Here is a 14,443-nt window from a genome sequence, read left to right on the forward strand (position 1 = left end):
TGGACCACATATCTGGACACATTAAGGATCCTGATTTACGGTGTGTGGGCTAGCCCTTCTCCAGATACGAGGTGCAGATGAGAGACACCGACATGACGTCGGGGACCGCGCGCAGCGCCGCGTCCGACGTCCTCGCCCGGTTCGCGGTCGAGCCGTCGGCCAAGCGCGCCGAGCACGTCGCGGCGGCGATCGCGAGCGACATCGTCCGCTCCGGCTGGCCGGTCGGCGAGACGCTCGGCACCGAGCCGGATCTGTTGCGCCAGTACGCGGTCAGCCGCTCCGTGTTCCGCCAGGCCGTCGGCCTGCTCGAGCACCACGGTGTGGCCGCGATGCGGCAGGGACCGTCCGGCGGCCTCGTGGTGACGGCGCCCGACGGCGGCTCGTTCCGCAGGGCGGCGATGCTCTACCTCGACTACCAGCAGGTCTCCGCAGCCGACCTGTTCGAGACCCGGATCGCGATCGAGTCGCTTGCGATCGACCTCGCCGGACGGCACCTCGACGAGGCAGGCATCCGGAAGCTGCGACGCTCGGTCACCGAGGACCGCGACCCGGAGCGGGCCTCGGACCAGGCGGCCGGTCACCCGCACGGGCACACGCTGCACCTCGTCGTCGCGGACCTCTCCGGGAACCCGGCGATTCGCCTGTTCGTCGACATCCTGCTCAGCCTCACCGAGCGCCAGTTCGGCCCGGACGAGGTCACCGATGCCGCGGACCGGTGGGGAGGCCTCCCAGCACGCGCACGACGCGATCGCCGAGGCGCTGGTCGCGGGCGACACCGCGCTGGCCCGCTACCGCATGGTGCGGCACCTGAAGGCGATCGAGGAGTTCCTGCTGCGCTACGAGTGAGCGGGTGAGGAGGTCGTCATGGTGAGAGTGACCCCTGGGTCACTCTCACCCTGACGACCCTCGGATTGCGGTGGAGCTGAGGGGATTCGAACCCCTGACCTTCTCATTGCGAACGAGACGCGCTACCAACTGCGCCACAGCCCCGTGTTGAGTTGTGCGACCGGCCGTCCGGCGGCCCGATGCGAGGAGAAACGGTAGCAGGCGCCCGCCGGGGCGGCCGAATCGAGGGTGTGCCCGGCGGCCGCTGCAGGGCCGGCCGCCGGGCACCGCTCCGCGTGGCGGAGCTGCACTTCCACCTGGGCCAACGGAGCAGGGCGGCCGGGGTTACCCGTGCGCGCCCTCAGCCGTAGAAGCCGGACTCCTGGTCGGGACCGTCGGAGACGCTGTCCGCGTCGGTGCCCTGCGGGCCGGGGTCGTGCTCGGTGCGGGAGAGGCCGTCGCGCTCACGGGCGGCCCGGTCCTCGTCGGCCTCGTCGGCGCCGTCGGCGTCCTCGTCGTCGATGTCGGCCGAGCCGGCGGCGTACGTCGCGTCGTCGCGGTCGGCCGGCTCGGTCGGCGGGTGTCCGTCGGTGGGGTCGGAGAGCCGGGTGTCGGGCGACACCGACACGCTCGAGTCGCCGTCGTCCTGGTGCCGGTCGGCGGGGTCCTGCGTCATCGTCGCTCCCGGAGGTCGTCGCGGCCGGGACGGTCCCGGCCCTGGGCGGGAGGTACCCGGACGTCGCCGGATGACGCGGGTCAGCGGATCCGGCGGCGGACGGCGCGCCCGCTGTCGGAGGCGAAGAGGTCGGCCTCGAGGATGACGAACGTCTGCAGCCGCGCCGTCCGGCCGGCCGGGAGGCAGCGCAGCGGGAGCCAGAACCCGCCGACGTCGCGGCGCCGGTCGCTGAAGCCGCCGAGGCCGCGGCACCGGCGCTCGTCGGCGCCGATCCAGAGCTCGACGCCGGTCGGGCCGCGGCCGACCCGGCTGACGTCGACGGTGAAGCTGCGTCCGCCGACCCGGCCCTCCACCTCGAGGATCGGCGTCAGCGGCACGGTCATGTCGACCACCCGCCAGGTCACCCGGAGGGTGCGGTCGACGACGGCGTAGCGCGTCCACAGCAGGTCGGCGGCCCGGCGGCCGCGGCGCTGGTCGCCCTCGGCATCGCCGCGCGGGTCGTCGACGACGAGCGGCGGCGCGGGGCGGGCCGGGCTGGTCAGGCTGGCCAGGTCGGCCCGGGCGGGCGCCGGCTCGGCGGTCGCTGGGCTGCCGAGACCGAGGGCGAGCGCGGCGACGGCGAGGAGGGCGACGACGGTTCGCAGGATCTGCACCCGTCCAGTGTGGACCCCGCCGAGCCCGCTGTCAGGCCCCCGAGACGCGTCGCTGCTCGGCGGAGTCCGCCTGCGCGGCGCGCTGCTGCTCGGCCTCGCGGGCGAGCGCGGAGTCCGAGGCGTTGCGCCCGGAGCTCCACACGCCGGTGGCGTCGAGGTCGATCGTGCGGACCGACCGGCCCGCCGGCGCCTTGGCGACGTACGTCGGCAGCGTCACCGGCACCGGCTCCCAGCCGCCCGGCTGCTCGACCGGCTCCTCGGCGGCGACGACCGGGATCTCCTCGGTGCCGTCGGCGGCGTCGGCGTCCGCGCCGTCGTCGGGGGCGTCCTCCTCGGCGAGCACGACGTCGGCGATCGTGGTGCGGCGCTTGCGCACCCGCACGGTCGCGGTGCGGGCCGCGCGCTCCCCGACGCACCATCAGCCGGCAGGCGACCAGCCAGGCGACCAGCAGCGTGGCGGGGGCGGCCACCCACGCCCAGGGCGAGCACGCCGGCAGCGGCGAGCCCGAGCACGGCGAGGTTGGCGAGGAGGAGCAGGCCGAGGACGCGCCGGCGCCGCTTCGCAGCGCGGGCGGCGGCGGCCCGGCGGGCGCGCCGCTGCGCGGGGGCTGAGGGCCGTGCGGACGACCTCGGCGGCACCGGTGTCGGCCGGGGCCGCGTCGGGGGGTGGCGGCGTCGGCGGTGGGGGTGGTGGCGGCGTCGGCGGCTCCGGTCGCGCCGGCCGGCTCGGCGGGGGCGTCGGCGTCCGGTGCCGGGGCCTTCCGCTCGACGACGAGCGCCGCCCGGTCCGCCGAGACGGCCTCGCGCCGGGCGAGCACCCGCATCCGGTTGGAGAAGCTCTCGACGGGTCGCGTCGCGCGGTCGATCTCGTGGTGCTTGAGCGCCTTGGGGATCAGGTAGACGGCCCAGGCGACCGCCAGGGCGACGAAGATCAACGCGCTCATGTCCACGGACGAGAGGCTAGGTCCGCTAGCGCAGGATGGGACGCAAGTCCAGCGGTGTGTCACGGAATGACTTGTGTGACTGGTGTGACGAGTGGGTCGGCGGTGGCGGTCGGCGCAGATTCATCAAGGTATGCAGGTCAGTTGCCGCTTCCCATGGTGGGTACGCCGTGGGAGGCGCAGGCTCGTCGACATACCGTGATGAATCTGCGGCTGCCGAGGCGACCCGCCCGCCGGCCAAGGCACCGAGACCGCCCACCGGCACCGGCGGGAGAGCGCCCCTCACCGCGGGTCCGACGCGTCCCCCGCCCGCTTCCGTCAGCCGCGCGAGGAGGCCCCGCGGCGCGTCCTCCTTGGTGACGGCGAAGATCCGGTGGTCGCGCCAGTCGCCGTCGATGTGGAGGAACCGCGGCGCGTAGCCGATCTCGCGGATGCCGAGCTTCTCGACGACGCGCAGCGAGTTGGTGTTCTCGGGCCGGATGCAGACCTCGACCCGGTGCAGCCGGGCGGTGAAGAAGCAGTGGTCGATCGCCATCGCCACGGCGCGCGGCATCACGCCGCGGCCGGCGAACTGCTGGTCGATCCAGTAGCCGACGGAGGCGAACTGCGCGGAGCCGCGGACGATGTTGTTGATGCTGACCTGGCCGGCGAAGCGGCCGTCGACCTCGATGACGAAGGGGTACGTCGTCCCGCGCCGGGCCGCGCGGTTGAGCCGCCGCACGAGGGCGCCGAACGTCGTCGGCCGCGCCTCGCCGCCGGGCGGGACGGTGGCGTCCCACGGGGCCAGCCAGGCGGCGTTGCGCCGGCGGGCGGTGCGCCAGGCGCGGGCGTCGGACCGGCGGATCGGGCGCAGCGTGACGACCGGGTCGGTGCCGGAGATGAGCACGTTGGGCCACGCCCGGCCCGGGGTGGCGGTGGTCATCCGCTCGCGGGGGCGGCTGCGGAGCGGCTCGTCGGGCCTCAATGGTCGCTCCCCGCACCTGCTCCACGGCGTGCACCAGCACCGGGGTGAGAACCTCGAGCGCGTCCTTCACCCCGCCGCGCGAGCCGGGGAGGTTGACCACCAGGCAGTCGCCGGCGACCCCCGCGAGCCCGCGGGAGAGCGCCGCGGTCGGCACGCCCTTGGCGATGCCGGCGGCGCGGACCGCCTCGGCCAGGCCGGGGACCTCGCGGTCGAGGAGGGGGGCGGGTCTCCTCCGGCGTGCGGTCGGTCGGCGTGAGCCCGGTGCCGCCGGTCGTCAGCACCACCCGCGCGCCGGCGGCGACCGCCGCCCGGATCGCGTCGCCGACGGGCGCGCCGTCGGGGCGGACGACGGGGTCGCCGACCTCGAACCCCAGCTCCCGCAGCGCCGCGACGATCAGCGGGCCGGTCGTGTCGTCGTAGACGCCGGCGGCGGCGCGGTTGGAGGCCACCACCACGGTGGCCGGCAGCCCGGTCACCGCGCCCAGTCCCCGGACTTGCCCCCCGGTCTTGGTCTCGACCCGCACGTCGGTGATCGTCGCCCGCTTGTCGACCGCCTTCACCATGTCCACCACCGTGAGGGCGGCAACCGACACCGCCGTCAGCGCCTCCATCTCGACGCCGGTCCGGTCGGTGGTGCGCACCGTCGCGCGCACCTCGACCGCGTCGTCGGCGACCGCGAGGTCGACCTCGACCCCGGCGATCGCGAGCGGGTGGCAGAGCGGCACCAGGTCGGGGGTGCGCTTGGCGCCCATGATCCCGGCGATCCGCGCGACGGCGAGCGCGTCGCCCTTCGGCACCCCCTCGCCGCGCAGCAGGGCGACCACTTCGGGCGCGACCAGCACCCGCCCGGAGGCGGTGGCGGTGCGGGCGGTGACGTCCTTGCCGGACACGTCGACCATCCGCGCGGCGCCGCGCTCGTCGACGTGGGTCAGTCGCTGCTCGGTCATCGGTCCTCCGGCTCCAGGGGGATCACCTCGACGTCGGTGCCCGCTGGGAGCAGCCTCCCCTGTGGCGGCACGAGGAGCAACGCGTCCGCGGCCGCGAGCATCCGCAGGGAGTGCCCGGCGCCGGGCGCGGGGTCGGCGGACGTCATCCGCTGCGGGCCACCGGCGGCCCCGTCCGTACGACGTCCCGCCGGCGCCACCGTCCCGGTCGCGCGGTCGACGGTGGCGGGGAGGACGGAGGTGCGGTCGGGGCCGGCGGTGACCGGCACCCCCAGCGGCAGCCGGCGCGCGACGCCGGCAGGCCGTCCGGCGAGCCGGCGGACCGCCGGCAGCGCGAACAGGCACCAGCTCGTGAACGCCGCGACCGGCGTGCCGGGGAGGGCCACGACCGGCACCGTCCGGCCGTCGCCCGACCGCACGGCACCGCAGCCCTGCGGCCGCCCCGGCCGCACCGCGACCGGGCCGAACCAGAACTCGTCGCGCCCGCCGAGCGCCGCCTTCACCACGTCGTGGTCGCCGGCGGAGATGCCGCCGGTGGTGACCACCAGGTCGGCGGCGTCGGCGGCCCGCTGCAGCCGGTCGAGGAAGAGGTCGGTGTCGTCGGGCGCCGGGCCCGGCAGCACCGCCCGGGCGCCGGCCCGCCGCACCGCGGCGACCAGCGCGACGGTGTTGCTGTCGACCACTTGTCCCGGCAGGTCGTCGAGCTGCGCGCCCGCTCCGACCAGCTCGGCGCCGGTCGCCAGGACGGCCACCCGCGGCGCGGGGTGCACCGGCACGTCGGGCAGTCCGGCCGCCGCCAGCAGGCCCAGGTGGTGCGGCCCGAGGACGGCGCCGGCCGCGGCCACGGCGGTGCCGCCGGCGACGTCCTCACCGGCGCGGCGGACGTGCCGCCCGGCCGGAGCCGCGCGCAGCACCCGCACCGGACCGGTGCGGCCGGTGCGCTCGTCGGTCCACTCGAACGGCACGACGGTGTCGGCCCCGTCCGGCACCGGGGCGCCGGTCATGATCCGCACCGCGGTGCCCGCGGCCAGCGCCGGCACCGCCGCGTCCCCGGCGGCCACGGCACCGACCACCGGCAGCTCGACCGGGGCGCCGTCGCCGGCGGCCGCGACGTCGGCGGCACGGACGGCGTACCCGTCCATCGCGGCGTGGTCGAAGCGCGGCACCGGCACGGCCGCGTGGACCGTGGTCGCGCAGACCAGCCCGAGCGCGTCCGGCAACGGCACCGGCGCCGGGGGAGCGGCGCGACCGTCCCGAGGACCCGTTCGAGGTGCTCCCCGACCGGCGTCCCGGGGTGGCTACCCATCCCTGCCGGAGACGACCTCGCCGGCGGCGATCCGCTTGGACTGGTTCGACCGCAGCTCCACGTCGCCGACGACCTGCACGCCGTGGCAGAAGGTCCAGTCACCCTCCACCCGCAGCGACGACGCCTTCACGAGCGACGGCGCGCCCTCGGGGAAGCGCTTGTCGAACTCGCCGACGAGCTTGTAGTGCTCGGCGTCGAGCTCGACGTACGGCACCCGCTCGCCCACCAGGCGGAGCGCGAAGTCCTGGCCGATCTCGTAGACGTCGGAGCGCAGCACGAGCAGGTCGTTGGTGGTCTTGACCGGCACGAACCGGTCGCGGTCGACCTCGATCAGCGTGGCGCCCTCGAACACCTCGATCGCCGCGCCCATGGCGGTCTCGATCTGCACCACCTCCGGCGTGGAGGGGTCGCTCGGGTCGAGGTGCTTGACGTTGCGGATCAGCGGCAGCCCGAGCACCCCGTCGCGCTGGTCGAGGGTGTCGCGCAGGGCCCGCAGGTCGATCCAGATGTTGTTGGTCGAGCAGAACCGGTGCCGCTCGAGGTCCGCGAGCGCCGCCTTGTCCTCGTCGGGGGTCTGCGCGGTCTCGCGGAGCACCAGCCGGCCGTCGGTCTTGCGGCGCGCGAAGTGGCCGCCCTTCTTGTCCATCGGGGTGCGCCGGACCGCCTCGATCGCGAACGGCGCCCCGGACTGCGCGAACCAGCCGGCGACGCGGGCGTCGGGCACCGCGCCGAGGTTGTCGGAGTTGGAGATGAACACGTACCGGTAGCCCTGCTCGAGGAGCCGGTCGAGCAGGCCGCTGCCCCGCAGCGCGGTGTAGACGTCGCCGTGGCCGGGCGGACACCACTCGAGGTCGGGGTCCTTGGGGTGGCTGGCGGGCATCAGGTCGGCGGCGAGGAGCTTGGGCTCCTTGTTCTGCAGGAACTCCAGCGGCAGTCCCTCCACCTGGAGGTCCTCGTAGCGGGCGAGCGCCTCGAGGGTGTCGGCGGAGGTGCGGAAGCTGTTCATCAGGATGAGGGGCAGCGGCGCGTCGTAGGCCTGGCGGAGGTGCAGCGCCTGCCGGGCGATGATGTCGAGGAACGACAGCCCCTTGCGCACGCACAGCAGCGACTTGGCGCGCTCCATGCCCATCGACGTGCCGAGGCCGCCGTTGAGCTTGATGACCGCGGTGTGCCGCACCGCCTCGGCGGCGGCGTCGTCGGGCACCTCGACGTCGGCCAGCCGCTCCATGTCGACCGGCTCGATGGTCGACTCGGGGATCATCCCGGTCTCCCCGTGCTCCAGGAGCCGGTAGTAGTGGGCGAACGTCTCGATCGCTACCGGATCGACACCGGCGTCGACCATCTTCGCCCGTGCCTTCTCCAACCCTGCGCTACCCATGTGCCGATCGTAGGCTTGCCGTGTGCCGAGTCCGCAACCGCGCCCGGGTCCCGGTGGTGAATCCGGTCACGCCGTCGCCAAGCTCGCCCTGCGCGACCAGCTGCTGGCGGCGCGGCGCCGGCGGCCGCTGACCGAGGTCGGGGAGGCGGCGCGGGCGATCGCCGCTCACCTGCTCGCGACCCCGGAGGTACGCCGGGCGGCCACGGTCGCCTGCTACGTCTCGGTCGGCTCGGAGCCGGGGACCTCGGCCCTGCTCGACCGGCTGGTCGACCTGGGCCGGCGGGTGGTGCTGCCGGTGCTGCTGCCCGACGGCGACCTCGACTGGTCGGCGTACCGCGGCCCCACGTCGCTGGCCCCGGCCCGCCGCGGCCTGCTCGAGCCGCTCGGCCCGCGCCTCGGCACGGACGCGGTCGCGACCGCCGACGTGGTCCTCGTCCCCGGCCTCGCCGTCTCCCCCCACCGGCCTGCGCCTCGGCCGCGGCGGCGGCTCCTACGACCGGGCGCTGGCCCGGGTGCCGGTGGGCACGTTCACCTGCGTGCTGCTCCACGACGACGAGGTCGGCCTGCCCGTCCCCGCCGAGCCGCACGACATGCCGGTCGCGGCCGCCGCGTCGCCGGCCGGCGTGCGGCGGTTCTGACCTGGTCTGGGGGCGGCCGAGCCCCTCAGCCCGCCGGCAGCAGCGCCAGCTCGTCCTCCGCGGCCGCGTCGACCGCGGCCCGGCCGAACGGCCACGGGAGGGTCTCGCCGCGGGCCCACAGGTCGGTCTGGTCGGTGTAGTGCTCGTGGAAGGCGTGGCCCGAGACGCCCGTCATCGAGATCCAGCGCGCGGCGTCGAGGTCGTCCAACGGCACCACCATCCGCATCGACGGCGCCCACGACACCTCGTAGCCCTCGACCGCGTCCCACCCGGTCGCGTTGGGGATCGACCCGCCGCCGGCGACCTCCCAGCCGCCGCGGTTGAAGAGCCGCTCGACCGGGCCGATCCCGGACTCGCCGAGGGTGCTGTTGCGCAGCTCGAGCCGGTGCAGCCGGCCCCACGACCACTCCTCGGCGTTGGGCGAGAGCCGCGCGGTCAGCTCGTCCCGGGCGGCGCGCATCGCCTCCTCCAGGACCTGGTCGCGGGTCTCGACCTCGGTGGTCGTGTCGACGTCGTCCCACCAGGGGTCGCCGGGCCGGGTCACCAGGTCGGCCACGACCGCGAACCACCGCTCCCCGCCGTCGGGCCACAGCTCCTCCGGCAGCTCGTCGTGGAACGTGAGCTCCAGCAGGTGGCGCCACACCGCGTTGAAGTAGGCCGCGGGGGCGCTGTCGGAGGGCTGCTGGAAGTCCCAGCGCCGCAGCAGCTCGCGACCGTCGGAGTAGTAGCCGCGCGGCAGCTCGACGCGGAGCAGGTACGGCGTCAGGACCGGCGCCAGCGGGTTGCGGTCGTCGAGCTGCACCGCCGTCATGTCGTCGACGCTCAGCGCGTCGTCGGCCTCCAGCAGCGCGCTGATCCGTGCGGACCGGTAGCCGCGGTCCCAATCGTCGGTGAGGTGGTAGGGGTAGCCGCTGCGGTCGCCGACCACCGCCTGGTTGGCGGTGACGACGAGACCGGACTCCGGGTCGAGCACCCGCGGCAGGGCGTCGAACGGCACGTAGCGGCCGGTCCAGTCGTTGCGCGGCAGCCAGCCGGCGGTGGGCAGCCGCCCGTCGTTGCCGGCCCGCCGGACCGGCACCCGCCCGGTCGCCTGGTAGCCGACGTGGCCCGCGGTGTCGGCGTACACGACGTTCTGGCCGGGGGCCGCGAAGTCGGCGAGGGCGGCGCGGAAGGAGCGCCAGTCGTGGGCGACGTTGAGCGCGAACAGCGCGTCGGCCGTCGGGTGGGGGTCGAGCGCGGTCCACGCCAGCGAGACCGCGTGCTCCCAGGAGCCCCGGTGCGGCACGACGCCGCTCTCCCCCGCGTCGGTCACCAGCTCGCCGAGGTCGCCCGCCACGTCGGAGAGGATCGGGCCGTGCGCGGTGGCGCGGACGGTCAGCTCGACGTCGTCGCCGCCGCGCACCTCGATCGTCTCGACGCGGGTGGCGAGCCGTCGCAGCCGCCCGCCGTGCTGCCAGCGGTCGCCGCGGATCCGCTCGACGTAGAGGTCGGTCGTGTCCGGCGCGAGGTTGGTGAACCCCCAGGCGATGTCGGCGTTGTGGCCGATCACCACCCCCGGCACGCCGGAGAAGCTGAAGCCCGCGACGTCGAGGGGGGCACTCGCGGGTGACCGCCCGGCAGTGGAGCCCGACCTGCATCCACACGCCCGGCACCGAGACGCCGAGGTGCGGGTCGTTGGCGAGGATCGGCGCCCCGGTGGTGGTGCGGTCGCCGGAGGCCGCCCAGGCGTTGCTGCCGACGCCGTCGCCGCGGCCGAGGAGCGGAGGCACGGCGGCGGCCGCCTCCCGCACCGCCGCGAGCGCCTCCTCCACCGCCGGACCCGTGGGCGGCCGCTGCGCCGCGGCGCCGCCGGCGTCCTGGTCGAAGACCCGGCCGACCACCGCGCCCTGCTCGACGATCGGCGGGTGCTGGTCGTAGGGGTAGCCGGGGGAACAGGGCGGCCGCCCGCTCCTCGCCGACCGCCGCCGCGGTCAGCGCCCGCCCGATCTCGTCGTCGAGGTTGCCCTTGAGGTCCCACGCCATCGCCTTCAGCCACGCGATCGAGTCGACGGCGGTCCAGGCGGCCGGCGTGTAGTCGAGCCCGGAGAGGTCGAGGACGGCGTACTCCAGCGAGATCTCCGACAGCGACCGGTCCTCGAGGTAGGCGTTGACGCCCTCGGCGTAGGCGTCGAGCAGGTCGCGGGTCGCGGGCTCGAGCATGGTGAGCTCCTGCTGCGCGACCTGCCGCCAGCCGAGCGTGCGCACCACCCGGTCGGTGTCGAGCCCCGCCTCGCCGAACAGCTCGGAGAGCCGGCCGGCGGTGGCGTGGCGCCGCACGTCCATCTCGAAGAACCGCTCCTGGGCGTGCACGAAGCCCTGCGCCAGCATCAGGTCGTGCATCGTCCCGGCGTAGATCTGCGGGATGCCGTGGTCGTCGCGCAGCACCTCGACCTCGCCCTCCAGGCCGGAGATCTCGACCTCGCCCGAGGTCTGCGGCCACGGCCGGCGCACCAGCGCCACGGCCAGGACCAGCGTGAGCACGAGGACCAGCACCAGCCCGGCCGCGACGTACGCCGTCCACCGCAGCGACGCGGGAAGCGCGCGGAAGCCGCCGGGACGGGCAGCGGGTGGGGTCGCGGCGGGGCCGCTCTCGTCTGCGTCGACCATGGTGGGCGTCATTGTGCCGCCCGCCTCGGGCTGCCGTAGTATTGGCAGTCGTCACGCGAGAGTGCCAACGGAGATCCGATGCCGACCTACCAGTACGCCTGCACCGACTGCAGCCACGCCTTCGAACAGTTCCAGAGCTTCTCCGACGACGCGCTCACGGTCTGCCCGGAGTGCTCCGGCCGGCTCCGCAAGGTGTTCAACGCCGTGGGCGTCGTCTTCAAGGGCTCCGGGTTCTACCGCACCGACAGCCGCAGCACCGCGGGCGCCGGCAGCTCCGGGGGCTCGTCCTCGAGCAGCTCGGAGAGCTCGTCGTCCGGCTCGTCGACCAGCTCCTCGAGCTCGTCGAGCAGCTCCTCCTCCGGCTCCAGCAGCAGCGCGGCCGCGGCCGCCCCCGCCTCCAGCTGACCGGCCGGCGGCCGGTCGAGGCGGTCTGATCGAGGCGGTCTGATCGAGGCAGGCTGATCGGGGCGGGCTGATCGGGGCCGGCCGGCCCGGACTGTCGGCCCGCCTGTGGACAACCGCGCCGGCGGGTGCGGAGCGACCCCGCTGCCGCCTAACGTCGCCGCATGCGACCTCACCCCGACCGGGCGTCGGCCCGTGCCCGGCTCCGCGACCGGCTGACCGAGCTGCGGCGCGCGGTGCTGCGCCGCCGCCGCCTCCTCGCCGTGCTGTGCACCGCCGGCGCGGTCGGTGCGGGCGTGCAGGCCGCCCGTCCGCCGGAGCCGCCCGGCGCCTCGCTGCTCGTGGCGGCCCGCGACCTGCCTGCGGGCACGACGCTGGCCGACGACGACGTCCGGCTGACGACCGTGCCGCCCGACGCCGTGCCCGACGGCGCGGTCGAGGCGCCGGCCGGGGCCCTGCTGGCCGCGCCGCTGCGCGCGGGTGAGCCGGTGACCGACGTGCGGCTGGTGGGTCCGGGGCTCGCGGAGGGAGCGCCGGGCACGACCGCGATGCCGGTGCGGCTCTCCGACGCCGACCAGGCGGCGCTGCTGACGGTGGGCGACCGGATCGACGTCCTCGCCACCGACCCGCAGACCGGCAGCACCGACGTCGTGGCGCCCGGAGCGCTCGTCGCGGCGGTGCCCGAACCGGCCGGCGCGGCCGCCGACCCGTTGTCGGGGCGGCTGGTCGTCCTCCTCGTCGACGACGACGAGGTGGCCCGGATCAGCAGTGCCGCCGCCTCGTCACTGATGACGTACGCGTGGGAACCCCGCTAGGTTCGGGCCAGCCTAGAGCCCTGGCGACGCAGGGCGCCGATCCCCGAGGAGGAGTGGGATGGACGGATTCAAGAATTTCCTGATGCGCGGCAACCTCATCGAGATCGCCGTGGGCCTGATCATGGCGCTCGCCTTCACCGAGGTGGTCACCACGTTCACCGACATGTTGATGGGCTTCATCGGCAAGATCGGCGGCCAGCCCGACTTCAGCAGCGCGGAGCTCGCCGGGGTCAACGTCGGCCTGTTCATCAACGCCGTGATCGCGTTCCTGATCCTCGGCGCGGTCGTCTACTTCCTGATCGTGGTCCCCTACACCAAGGCGAAGGCCCGGTTCCTGCCGGAGGAGATCGCCGGCCCCACCGAGGTCGAGCTGCTGATGGAGATCCGCGACTCCCTGGCGGCCAGGGGCGACAAGGGGGTCTGACCGGACGCCGGCCGGGGCGCGCGGCCGACGCTCAGCCGTGGTGCGGCGGCACCTGCGACCGCAGCCACCGCTCCGACGCCGGCTCCTCGTCGGGCGCCTCGGCGTCCCGCTCGTCGCGGGTGGTCTCGGGCAGCACGTCGCCGAAGACCTCGGCCAGCCGCCGGCGGCGCTCCCAGTCGGCCTCCCGGCGCGGACGGCGTACGTCGTCGCGGCGTTGCTCGTCGGTCACGGCGCTCCCGTCAGCACAGGCCCGCCCGCTCGCGGGCCTCGTCGGAGAGCCCGTCGTCGGTGTCGTCGGTGCCCGTGTCGGACCCGTCGGTCCCGTCCGTCCCGTCCGTGGCGCTCGGGTCGTCGGTGCCGTTGGGGTCATCGGTGCCGCTGGGGTCGCTCGCCTCGCCGCGCGGCGGCTCGGACCCGTCGGGCCGCTCGGCGGCGCTGATCGACTCGTCGGTGAACTGCTCGGTCAGCGGCCTGTCCTTGCGCACCAGCCGCCACAGCTTGCCGACCTCGGGGAGCCACTCGACGCGATTGGGGTCGATGGTGGAGTACTGCCACGGCGTGGTCACGAACCGGACGTTGTCGAGGCCGACGCCCTGGAAGCTGCGACCCAGGCTGACCAGGTCCTGCGGGTCCTCGTAGTCGGTGGTGATCGAGTCGGTGACCGCGTTGACGAACCCGACCAGCCGGTCGAGGCGGGTGAGCATGCCGGCCGACACCGCCTTGTTGATCATCGCGGCCATGAACGCCTGCTGGCGGCGGATCCGGTTGGGGTCGGTGCCGTCGCCGACGTTGCGGACCCGGACGTAGCCGAGCGCCTCGTCGCCCTTGAGCTCACGGGTGCCGGCCTCGAGGTGGATGTTGGCCTTGTCGTCGTCGATCTCCTCGGGGATGCAGACCTCCACCCCGCCGAGGGCGTTGACCATGTCGCGGAAGCCCTGGAAGTCGATGACGAGGTAGTTGTCGACCCGGATGTCGGTGAGCTGCTCGAACTGCTGGATCGTGCACGCCGGCCCGCCGAGCGAGAACGCCTCGTTCCACATGGCGTTCTCCGCGCCCGGGATCTCGGTGACGCCGTCCTCCTCGTAGCAGGTGGGGCGGTCGACGAGCGTGTCCCGCGGGATGCTGATGCCGTAGGCGTCCTGCCGGTCCGCGGAGAGGTGGAGCAGGATCGTGGTGTCGGAGCGCTCGCCGTCGCCCACCAGCCCGTCGATGTTGTTGCCGGCCCCCTCACGGGTGTCGGAGCCCATCACCAGGATGTCGAGCGGCTCCTGCGGCCCGGCGACCTCCTCGTTCTCCGGCCGGTCCTTCAGCTGGGAGGAGAGGTCCTTGCTGTCGAGGTTGCCGCTCCAGTTGTTGTAGACGAGCACCGTGGCGCCCGCCGTCCCCGTCCCGAGGGCCAGCAGCGTCGCCGTGATCACCCGGGCGACGGTGCGCCGCTTCCGCGCCCGCCGCTTGCCCCGGCCCTGCCGGCCGGCGACCGAGGTCGCCGTACGCCGTGCACGCGGCCCCCCGACGCCCGCCGGGCGCGGCTGCGGGGACGTCGGTCCCTCCGGTGCTCTCAGGGCTGCCGGGGTTGTCGGTCATCGATCACCTGGTGATGTCAATCGGGGCGCTGCGCTCCGTGGCGCGTCCAAGGTACGGGGACGCCCAGCCGACCCCTCCGCACCATTGTGCGTCGCGGGGGCGCGGGGTGAAAACTCGGGCGGGTGTACGGGTGTACGGGTGTACGGGCGGGTGGGTGGTGGGATGAGTGGGATGGCCGGGTGGCGGGGGTGGCGGGCGACGTGAGGTTTCCCCGGCCGACCGGGGAAACCTCAACTTGTCGGGCAAA

At 74.8% G+C, this 14,443-nt stretch carries 16 protein-coding genes, 1 tRNA gene and 4 pseudogenes; 7 read left to right on the forward strand and 14 right to left on the reverse strand.

The window, feature by feature from the left end:
- Nucleotides 1-77: 77 nt before the first annotated feature.
- On the forward strand, nt 78-854 hold the full coding sequence (locus MF408_RS05965) for an FCD domain-containing protein (RefSeq protein ID WP_240250652.1): 777 nt from the start codon (nt 78-80) through the stop codon (nt 852-854).
- A 63-nt stretch (nt 855-917) separates the two neighbouring features.
- Here MF408_RS05965 and MF408_RS05970 read toward each other — a convergent pair.
- The 4 genes from MF408_RS05970 to MF408_RS05985 form a co-directional block, all read right to left on the reverse strand.
- Nucleotides 918-990, reverse strand: a tRNA-Ala gene (locus MF408_RS05970).
- Nucleotides 991-1,186: 196 nt separating this feature from the next.
- Entirely contained in the window at nt 1,187-1,501 is a 315-nt protein-coding gene (locus MF408_RS05975; protein ID WP_240250653.1) for a hypothetical protein, read from the reverse strand.
- A gap of 80 nt (nt 1,502-1,581) precedes the next feature.
- On the reverse strand, nt 1,582-2,154 hold the full coding sequence (locus MF408_RS05980; protein ID WP_240250654.1) for a hypothetical protein: 573 nt from the start codon (nt 2,152-2,154) through the stop codon (nt 1,582-1,584).
- Nucleotides 2,155-2,185: 31 nt separating this feature from the next.
- Nucleotides 2,186-2,536, reverse strand: coding sequence for a hypothetical protein (locus MF408_RS05985; RefSeq protein WP_240250655.1), 351 nt, complete (start codon nt 2,534-2,536; stop codon nt 2,186-2,188).
- A gap of 71 nt (nt 2,537-2,607) precedes the next feature.
- Here MF408_RS05985 and MF408_RS05990 point away from each other — a divergent pair, with 71 nt between their 5' ends.
- Nucleotides 2,608-2,766, forward strand: coding sequence for a hypothetical protein (locus tag MF408_RS05990; protein ID WP_240250656.1), 159 nt, complete (start codon nt 2,608-2,610; stop codon nt 2,764-2,766).
- A 357-nt stretch (nt 2,767-3,123) separates the two neighbouring features.
- Here the strand turns inward: MF408_RS05990 and MF408_RS26620 are convergent, their stop codons facing one another.
- The 5 genes and pseudogenes from MF408_RS26620 to MF408_RS06015 all read right to left on the reverse strand — a co-directional run bounded on the left by MF408_RS26620 (nt 3,124) and on the right by MF408_RS06015 (nt 7,687).
- A complete protein-coding gene (locus MF408_RS26620; RefSeq protein ID WP_345893853.1) occupies nt 3,124-4,059 on the reverse strand; it encodes a GNAT family protein in 936 nt (311 codons plus the stop codon).
- Nucleotides 4,056-4,535 carry a molybdopterin-binding protein gene (locus MF408_RS06000; protein ID WP_345893854.1) on the reverse strand — a complete coding sequence of 160 codons (480 nt, stop codon included), beginning with the start codon at nt 4,533-4,535 and terminating at the stop codon, nt 4,056-4,058. Before MF408_RS06000 ends, MF408_RS26620 begins: the two co-directional genes overlap by 4 nt.
- A pseudogene (moaC, locus tag MF408_RS06005) lies at nt 4,532-5,006 on the reverse strand (cyclic pyranopterin monophosphate synthase MoaC). The gene MF408_RS06000 and the pseudogene moaC overlap by 4 nt, the downstream one beginning before the upstream one ends.
- Nucleotides 5,003-6,229, reverse strand: a complete 1,227-nt coding sequence (gene glp / locus MF408_RS06010) for a gephyrin-like molybdotransferase Glp (protein WP_240250657.1) — start codon at nt 6,227-6,229, stop codon at nt 5,003-5,005. Before glp ends, moaC begins: the two are co-directional and overlap by 4 nt.
- A gap of 72 nt (nt 6,230-6,301) precedes the next feature.
- Nucleotides 6,302-7,687, reverse strand: coding sequence for a UTP--glucose-1-phosphate uridylyltransferase (locus tag MF408_RS06015; RefSeq protein WP_240250658.1), 1,386 nt, complete (start codon nt 7,685-7,687; stop codon nt 6,302-6,304).
- A 22-nt stretch (nt 7,688-7,709) separates the two neighbouring features.
- Between MF408_RS06015 and MF408_RS25020 the strand changes: the two are divergent.
- A pseudogene (locus MF408_RS25020) lies at nt 7,710-8,084 on the forward strand (5-formyltetrahydrofolate cyclo-ligase); the annotation flags it as partial.
- 121 nt (nt 8,085-8,205) lie between these two features.
- On the forward strand, nt 8,206-8,325 hold the full coding sequence (locus tag MF408_RS25025; protein ID WP_275693440.1) for a hypothetical protein: 120 nt from the start codon (nt 8,206-8,208) through the stop codon (nt 8,323-8,325).
- Between the two features lie 25 nt (nt 8,326-8,350).
- Here MF408_RS25025 and MF408_RS06025 read toward each other — a convergent pair whose 3' ends face one another.
- From MF408_RS06025 to MF408_RS26630, 3 genes and pseudogenes are all read right to left on the reverse strand, one after another.
- A complete protein-coding gene (locus MF408_RS06025) occupies nt 8,351-9,886 on the reverse strand; it encodes a penicillin acylase family protein (protein ID WP_240250659.1) in 1,536 nt (511 codons plus the stop codon).
- 112 nt (nt 9,887-9,998) lie between these two features.
- Nucleotides 9,999-10,205: pseudogene (locus MF408_RS26625) on the reverse strand (penicillin acylase family protein); the annotation flags it as partial.
- Between the two features lie 97 nt (nt 10,206-10,302).
- Nucleotides 10,303-10,983: pseudogene (locus MF408_RS26630) on the reverse strand (penicillin acylase family protein); the annotation flags it as partial.
- Nucleotides 10,984-11,049: 66 nt separating this feature from the next.
- On the opposite strand from MF408_RS26630, the gene MF408_RS06040 reads away from it, so the two are divergent.
- The 3 genes from MF408_RS06040 to MF408_RS06050 all read left to right on the forward strand — a co-directional run bounded on the left by MF408_RS06040 (nt 11,050) and on the right by MF408_RS06050 (nt 12,612).
- A complete protein-coding gene (locus MF408_RS06040; protein WP_240250660.1) occupies nt 11,050-11,376 on the forward strand; it encodes an FmdB family zinc ribbon protein in 327 nt (108 codons plus the stop codon).
- A gap of 161 nt (nt 11,377-11,537) precedes the next feature.
- Nucleotides 11,538-12,188, forward strand: a complete 651-nt coding sequence (locus tag MF408_RS06045; protein WP_240250661.1) for an SAF domain-containing protein — start codon at nt 11,538-11,540, stop codon at nt 12,186-12,188.
- A gap of 58 nt (nt 12,189-12,246) precedes the next feature.
- The gene (locus tag MF408_RS06050) at nt 12,247-12,612 is read left to right on the forward strand and encodes an MscL family protein (protein WP_240250662.1); all 366 of its coding nucleotides are present in this window, start codon (nt 12,247-12,249) and stop codon (nt 12,610-12,612) included.
- A 31-nt stretch (nt 12,613-12,643) separates the two neighbouring features.
- On the opposite strand, the gene MF408_RS06055 is transcribed toward MF408_RS06050, so the two are convergent.
- Together MF408_RS06055 and MF408_RS06060 are read right to left on the reverse strand one after the other, a co-directional pair.
- Complete coding sequence (locus MF408_RS06055; protein WP_240250663.1) at nt 12,644-12,841, reverse strand: hypothetical protein; 198 nt, start codon at nt 12,839-12,841, stop codon at nt 12,644-12,646.
- A 10-nt stretch (nt 12,842-12,851) separates the two neighbouring features.
- Entirely contained in the window at nt 12,852-14,030 is a 1,179-nt protein-coding gene (locus tag MF408_RS06060; RefSeq protein ID WP_240250664.1) for an LCP family protein, read from the reverse strand.
- Between the last annotated feature and the right edge of the window lie 413 nt (nt 14,031-14,443).

The sequence above is a fragment of the Nocardioides sp. TF02-7 genome (assembly GCF_022437945.1).
Taxonomy (GTDB): Bacteria; Actinomycetota; Actinomycetes; order Propionibacteriales; family Nocardioidaceae; genus Nocardioides.